This is a genomic window from Nocardioides sp. CPCC 206348, from assembly GCF_048654705.1.
Classification (GTDB): Bacteria; Actinomycetota; Actinomycetes; order Propionibacteriales; family Nocardioidaceae; genus Nocardioides.
In genome coordinates this window covers 11,076-17,493 of sequence record NZ_JBMCZA010000104.1, presented here as the reverse complement: position 1 = coordinate 17,493, position 6,418 = coordinate 11,076, and the positions used below count along the sequence as shown (strand labels likewise).

The window sequence follows — 6,418 nt, the reverse complement described above, 5'->3', positions numbered from 1 at the left end:
GTGATCCGTGCGCTCCGGGGCGGTGCCATGAGCGAGCCCGAGCTCGCCGTGCTGAGTGCTGAGTTCCGCGCCCAGCAGATCGAGTCCTTCGCCCAGGCCCTGGGACTCGTCGCGCGCCGGACGGTGACCCGGCGCGAGGCGGAGACCCTGCTCGGGCTCGTCGGCGAGGAGAGCTACCTCGTCCTCACTGACGAGTTCGGCTGGAGTACCGCCGAGGTCGTGGACCTGGTCGCCACCACTGTCGTGAACGTGCTCAACCTCGTGGAGGAGGAATCAGATGGCTGACATGCAGGATCCGGCGGACACCCGGATCATGGGAATCGTGCACAGCGCGCTGCGGCGCGACCTGTGTCGCGCCCGGATGGTGCTGGAGGCCGGTGGCCTGGACCCCGTACGACGCCGGGCACTGGGCGCCCACCTCGTCTGGATGATGGACTTCCTGCATCGCCATCACACGGCCGAGGACACGGGGCTCTACCCGGCGGTGCGCGAGCGGAACGCCGCCATCGGTCCGCTCCTCGACCGGATGGACGGCGAACACGCGGCGGTGCACCCGGCGATGGACCGGCTGACCGCTGCCGCGCGGGTGCTGGAGCAGCGGGACGAAGCAGCGGCTGTGCTGGCTGCCGTGATCGGGCTCGAGGACGTCCTGTTGCCCCACCTCGAGCACGAGGAGCGTGAGCTGATGCCGATCGTGGACCGCACGCTCTCCGACGCCGAGTGGCAGGAGCTCGACAGGAAGCACAACCTCGACACCAAGTCGAAGCGGGACCTCGCGTTCGAGGGGCACTGGCTGATCGACGGCCTGGACGCCGAGAGCATCGGCGTGGTCACCGGACTGGTGCCGCCCGTGCCCCGGTTCGTCCTGGTGCACCTGCTCGGCGGTCCGTACAGGAAGCGGCGCCGCACGTTGTGGGCGGGCACGCCCGCAGAATCGGTCCCGTCCCTGAGCCTGGCGCCGTCATGTTGAGGCTGAAGCCGTCCGGGACGTGCGAGGTCGTCGTCCCGGCGAGTCCCGAAGTCGTCTGGGGCGTCCTCACCGACGTCCGCCGCGTGGGCGAGTGGAGCAACGAGGCCCGGGCAGGGGAGTGGCTCGACGAGCACCGGGGTGTCGGGGCCCGTTTCCGCGGGCCGAACAAGCGGGGCCTGGCCCGCTGGACCAAGATCTGCACCGTCCGGGAGTACGACGCCCCGCGGCGTTTCGTCTACCACACGGCTCCGGCTCGCACCGATCCCGGCGCCACCGCCTGGGAGTTCGACCTGGTCGGCGTGGAGGGCGGGACCATGGTGCGGCAGTCCTTCCGCATCCTCGAGGGCCCACGCTGGGCCGAGATCGCGATCAGCCTGCTCATCCCGGCGCACAAGGACCGCAGCGCCGAGCTCCGCGCCGACCTCGAGCGGCTCGGCAGGGTCGCGGCCGCCGACCAGGCGCGAGTCCGGAGCTCCTAGGTCTCGAGCGGCGCGGGCGTCGGCGTGATCCGGCCGTTGGCCGTCTCGGAGACCTGCCGTTCCAGGGCCAGGGCCATGACGCCGATCGCCGCGCAGCCGAGGACCATCAGCCCGACGTAGACCGCGCCGAGGTCGTGTTCGAGCAGGAAACCGGCCACGACCGGACCTGCGATCGCGCCGCCCTGGAAGGCGCCGGCGCTCAGCGCGTTGTAGCGCCCGCGGGTGTGGTCGGACGCGAGGTCGTTGCTCATCGCCGGGACGGTGGGCTGCAGCAGCGTCTCGCCCAGCGCGAACACCGCCATGAAGCCGAGGACACCGATCACGGCTGTCGCCCCGCCGGGGGTCGTGCCGGAGAAGCCGAGCAGCCCCCACGCGCCGGCCCAGATCACGGCCATCACGATCATCACGCGGGTACGACGATGGCCGCTGATCTTCGTCAGCACGGTGAATTGCAGCAGCACGATCACGGCAGTGTTGACCGCGAACGCCAGCCCGATGGTCCGGGTGGACACCTCGGCGACCTGGCGGGAGAACCCGGGGAAGCCGGCCTCCAGCTGGCCGTAGCCGATGAACATGGCCACGAAGGTGAGTGCGGTCAGCCAGCGCACGGCCGGCTCGCGCAGGATCTGGAGGTAGCCGACCGTCGGATGGGCGGACCCGTCCTCCGGCTGGGCGGCCCGGCCGTGGACATGGCGGAGCGGCCCCAGCAGCAGGGCCAGCGGGATCAGTCCCGAGGCGGCGTCACCGAGGAAGATCACGGTGAAGGTGCCGGGCCGGTCCACGTCGGCGAACAGGCCGCCGATCACCCCGCCCACGCCGATACCGAGGTTGACGAGCGCGAAGTTGATGCCGAAGTACTGCTGGCGCAGGTCGCCGTCGACGACCGCGGCGATCAGGGCGTTGAAGGCCGGCCAGGAGACCCCGAAGTTGAGGCCGATCAGGATCAGCGCCACCGCCGCGGCGGCCGGCGTCGTCGCAAAGGCGAGCAGCACGTTGCCGGCGATCATCGCGACGATGCCGAGCAGCAGGATGACGCGGGCGCCGTAGCGATCGACCAGCGCACCGCCGGGCCCGGTCACCAGGAGCCCGACGATCGCGATGAGGGCCATCAGGGTGCCGGACAGGCCGAGGTCGAACCCGCGCACCTCGTGGAGATAGATCAGCGTGAAGGGCAGCGTGAGACCGCGCCCGAGCGTCTGGATCGCGACGGTCGAGAGGAGCCAGCGTCCTTCGGTGGGCAGCGCCGCCCAGAAGGTCCTCACTTCGCCGGGAGGGACGCGGCGTACGACGTGCCGCGACCGACCCATGTCGCGAGCTGGTCGTCGGTCTCGACGTCGGCGTCGTCGACGCGGAGCCAGCCGTTCATGGCGCGGCCCCGCATCTCCATCGGGAAGGCGGCGGTCGTGGCGAGGAGATCCTCGGTCGCGGCCGGTTCGACGCGCACCAGGAGGCCGCCCTGGCCGCTGGCGGCGACCGCCATGTGTCCGCCGACCAGGAAGGCCAGTCCGCCGAACATCTTCTTCTCGGTGACGGCATGGCCCGCGAGTGCAGGATCGTCGTCCAGCAGTGCGCGGAGCCGCCCGGCCAGCCCTTCGTCGTACGCCATGGAACGAGGCTAGGGCGCGGCACCGACAATCGACGACCGGGTTTCGGGCCGGCCCGCCGGATCAGTCCAGGGCGAGGTACTGGTCGGCCCAGGCGCTGATGATCCGCGCGGCCCGCTTCGCCTGGCCCGGCGCGGTCAGGAAGTGGTCGGCGCCTTCGAGCGAGATGAAGTTCCGGGGGTGCCGGGCGGCGCGGAAGATGTCGCTCGCGTTGGCGATGCCGACCGTGTTGTCGGTGGGGGAGTGCATCACGAGCAGGGGCCGTTTCAACGCCGGGATGCAGGAGGCGAGGTCTGCGTTGCGGACGTCCTCGATGAAGGTACGACGCAGGGTCAGCGCCTTGCCGCCGATCAGCCACTCGGCCTCGCCGTCGGCCATCACCCGGTCGAGGATGGCGTCGAAGTTGTGCTCGACGTGCGTCGGCTGGAAGGGCGCACCGACCGTCGCCACGGCCCGGACCGTCGGGGTCTCGAGAGCCGCAGCGAGCACCGCGGCACCGCCGAACGAGTGCCCCACCAGGATCTCGACGGTGCGCCCGGCCGCGTTCATGAACTCCACCGCCCGGACCGTGTCCGCCACCTTGTGGGTGAACCCACCGTCGCCCCAGTCGCCCTCGGAATCTCCGAGACCGAGGTTGTCGAAGCGGAGCATGCCGACGCCCTCGGCGGCGAGCTGCTTGCAGATCCGTGCCGCGGCGGGCGAGTCCTTGCCGAGCGTGAAGCCGTGGGCGAAGACGCCCCAGCCACGTACCTCTCCTGCGGGGAGGTCGACCAGCCCGGCGAGGAGCTCGCCGCTGACACTCGGGAACCGCACCTTCTCGGGCATGGCGTCATCGTGCCACCGCCGGGCGGCCCGTGGGTCCAGCGTCAGGGACGCCACTCCGGGTCGCGGCCGATGAAGCCGATGAGCTTCGCCTGCGCATCGGCGTCGTCGGGCACGGGGACCCGGGCGCCGTACTGACCGCTCTGGCGCAGCATCTCGTCCATCGGCTCCATGCCCTCGAACATCGACTGGCAGCGCCCGGCGTCGAGCCGGTCGTCCTGGCCGGTGGCGCGGGCGAGGTCCCAGGTGTGCATGAAGACGTCGTTCGTGTAGAACTGCGCGATCGCCTGGGGGAGGGGCATCGCGGGCAGGTGCGGGTGGGCGAACGTCGTGTCGGCCGCGGCCGGGTCGTCCAGCACTGCCTGGACGGCGGCGGCGTGGTGCTCCCACGCAGCGACCGGGTCCTCATCGACCGACGGGCCGATCGGGAGCTTGATGTCGGAGCCGCCGGCGAGGAAGCCGGGGAACCACTCCACCAGGTGGCGTACGACGTCGCGCGCCGTCCATTCCGCCACGGGTGTCGCGACGTCCCACCCGTCGGGAGCGACGCCGCGCACCTTCTCGGAGAAGGTGCCGGCGATGCTCGCGTGCTCGGCGGCGGGATCGGCGGGGATCATGCCTGGTCCTTCAGTCGGGCCAGCAGTGCGTCGAGCGCTTCGTAGCCCTCGTTGACGCCGACCTCCATGCCGCTGGCGAGCATGCCGGCGCGGGACTCGAAGTCGTAGACGACCGACAGGATCTCCAGGCGGGTGCGGCCGTCGGGGAGGTCGTGCAGGGTGAGCGTGTCGAGGCTGACCGCCTCCGGCATCTCCTCGAACCCGAAGGTCTGCACGATCCTCTCGTTGTCGGTGACCCGGTGGACCGAACCGTAGAAGTGCGCGATCTCCTCACCCTCGCGGGTGGCGGTGTAGCGGTACTCGCCGCCCGTGCGCATGTCCCAGACCTCGATGTCCATGCCGATCGAGTGCGGACCGAGCCACTGCTTGATCAGCTCGGGCTCGACGTGGGCGCGCCAGACGAGCTCACGCGGAGCGTCGAACTCGCGGACGATCTTGACGGTGGGGACGTCCGGGTCGGCCTCGATCGCCGTGCCGGGAGTGGTGGTCCCCAGGGCGGTTGTCGTGTTCATCCTGCTGCTCCTTGCTCTCGCTCTTGGTCGTCGGCGGGGGAGGCCTTGCCCTGCAGGCGGGCCAGCACCGCGTCCAGTCGTCGGTAGCGCTCCTCGGCCTGTTGCCGGTAACGCTCGATCCACTTCGTCATCAGGTCGAACACCTCCGCGTCCAGATGCACCGGCCGCCGCTGTGCGTCGCGACTGCGACTCACCAGCCCGGCCTCCTCGAGCACCTTGAGGTGCTTGGAGACGGCCTGGAGCGAGACGTCGTACGGCGCCGCCAGCTCGCTCACCGTCGCGTCGCCCGCTGCCAGGCGGGCGACCATGTCGCGACGGGTCGGGTCGGCGAGTGCCGAGAAGACCCGCGACAACCTGTCGTCGTACTCAACCATGGGGTTGAGTAAACGCCGTCGATCCCTCTTTGTCAACCGTTGGGTTGAGAAAGGCGGGGGCGGATTCATCAAGGTAGGTAGGCGAGCTGTCACTTCCCTGTGTGTGCCCGCCATGGGAAGTGCGACCTCGCCGACATACCTTGATGAATCCGCAGCAGCGTCAGCCCCGCACCATCGGCGGTTGTACGACGATCGCGGGGCCGCGTCGGTAGAGCAGGGCCGGGCGGCCGCCACCCTCGGCAGCCCCGCCCGTGGTGTCCGTGGCGACCACGAACCCCTCGGTGCCCAGCACCTTGCGCCGGAAGTTGCCGAGGTCCGGGGGAGTGCCCCACACGGCGGCGTAGACGCGCCGCAGCTCGGGCAGCGTGAACGGCTCGGCGACGAACTCGGTCGCGAGCGTCGTGTACTCCAGCTTCGCGCGCACCCGTTCTCGGGCGTCGACCAGGATGTCGCGGTGGTCGAACGCCAGGGCGGGTGCGTCCTCGCCGGAGAGCAGGTCGTCGACGACCCACCAGCGGGCGTCGGCGGCGTCGGTGCCGGCCTGTGGTTCGGGGAGGTCGGGCGCCAGGGCGACGTGGGCGACCGACACGACGCGCATCCGCGGGTCGCGGTCGGGGGCGGAGTAGGTGCGCAGCTGCTCGAGGTGGCCGGGGAAGCGGTCGACGCCCGTTTCCTCCCGCAGCTCTCGCCAGGCGGCCTGCTCGGCGTCCTCGTCGGGCTCGACGAATCCGCCGGGCAGGGCCCAGGAGCCCGCGAACGGTTCCTCGCCGCGCTCGACCAGCAGGACCGCGAGGGCGCCGTCGCGGATGGTGAAGATCGCGAGGTCGACCGCGACGGCGAAGGGCGGGTGCGTCGTGCTCATGCCGTCACCTCCACGCCGGCCGCGGCCATCTCCTCGAGTGCCGCCGCCGAGCTGTCGGGTGCCACCCCTGCGTGCAGGCCGGGCAACAGCCGCACCGCGAAGCCTTCCTTGACCGCATCCAGTGCCGTGGCCCGCACGCAGTAGTCCGTCGCGATCCCGGTGACGTCGACCTCGGTCA

At 71.0% G+C, this 6,418-nt stretch carries 11 protein-coding genes; 3 read left to right on the top strand and 8 right to left on the bottom strand.

Going from position 1 to position 6,418, the window contains the following annotated elements; all coding sequences use genetic code 11:
- The 3 genes from ACOADB_RS05265 to ACOADB_RS05255 form a co-directional block, all read left to right on the top strand.
- Positions 1-285, top strand: a 285-nt coding sequence (locus ACOADB_RS05265) for a hypothetical protein (protein ID WP_378596890.1), incomplete at its 5' end; no start/stop codon positions are given.
- Positions 278-970 carry a hemerythrin domain-containing protein gene (locus ACOADB_RS05260; protein ID WP_378596889.1) on the top strand — a complete coding sequence of 231 codons (693 nt, stop codon included), beginning with the start codon at positions 278-280 and terminating at the stop codon, positions 968-970. The genes ACOADB_RS05265 and ACOADB_RS05260, both read left to right, overlap by 8 nt.
- Positions 964-1,449, top strand: coding sequence for an SRPBCC family protein (locus ACOADB_RS05255; protein WP_378596888.1), 486 nt, complete (start codon positions 964-966; stop codon positions 1,447-1,449). The genes ACOADB_RS05260 and ACOADB_RS05255 overlap by 7 nt, the downstream gene beginning before the upstream one ends.
- On the opposite strand, the gene ACOADB_RS05250 is transcribed toward ACOADB_RS05255, so the two are convergent.
- The 8 genes from ACOADB_RS05250 to ACOADB_RS05215 form a co-directional block, all read right to left on the bottom strand.
- Positions 1,446-2,711 (bottom strand): MFS transporter, encoded by a 1,266-nt coding sequence (locus ACOADB_RS05250; protein WP_378596887.1) that lies wholly within the window; start codon positions 2,709-2,711, stop codon positions 1,446-1,448. The two genes, ACOADB_RS05255 and ACOADB_RS05250, sit on opposite strands and share 4 nt — an antisense overlap.
- The gene (locus tag ACOADB_RS05245) at positions 2,708-3,055 is read right to left on the bottom strand and encodes a TfoX/Sxy family protein (protein ID WP_378596886.1); all 348 of its coding nucleotides are present in this window, start codon (positions 3,053-3,055) and stop codon (positions 2,708-2,710) included. Before ACOADB_RS05245 ends, ACOADB_RS05250 begins: the two co-directional genes overlap by 4 nt.
- A 61-nt stretch (positions 3,056-3,116) precedes the next feature.
- Positions 3,117-3,878, bottom strand: coding sequence for an alpha/beta hydrolase family protein (locus tag ACOADB_RS05240; protein ID WP_378596885.1), 762 nt, complete (start codon positions 3,876-3,878; stop codon positions 3,117-3,119).
- A 41-nt stretch (positions 3,879-3,919) separates the two neighbouring features.
- Entirely contained in the window at positions 3,920-4,492 is a 573-nt protein-coding gene (locus tag ACOADB_RS05235) for a TIGR03086 family metal-binding protein (RefSeq protein WP_378596883.1), read from the bottom strand.
- Positions 4,489-5,004: an SRPBCC family protein gene (locus tag ACOADB_RS05230; RefSeq protein ID WP_378596882.1), complete on the bottom strand. Its 516-nt coding sequence runs from the start codon at positions 5,002-5,004 to the stop codon at positions 4,489-4,491. The genes ACOADB_RS05235 and ACOADB_RS05230 overlap by 4 nt, the downstream gene beginning before the upstream one ends.
- Positions 5,001-5,378 (bottom strand): ArsR/SmtB family transcription factor, encoded by a 378-nt coding sequence (locus ACOADB_RS05225; RefSeq protein WP_378596881.1) that lies wholly within the window; start codon positions 5,376-5,378, stop codon positions 5,001-5,003. The genes ACOADB_RS05230 and ACOADB_RS05225 overlap by 4 nt, the downstream gene beginning before the upstream one ends.
- Before the next feature lie 160 nt (positions 5,379-5,538).
- Positions 5,539-6,240, bottom strand: coding sequence for an NUDIX hydrolase (locus ACOADB_RS05220; protein WP_378596880.1), 702 nt, complete (start codon positions 6,238-6,240; stop codon positions 5,539-5,541).
- Positions 6,237-6,418 (bottom strand): isochorismatase family protein (locus tag ACOADB_RS05215; RefSeq protein ID WP_378596879.1); only part of this gene is annotated, 182 nt, incomplete at its 5' end. The genes ACOADB_RS05220 and ACOADB_RS05215, both read right to left, overlap by 4 nt.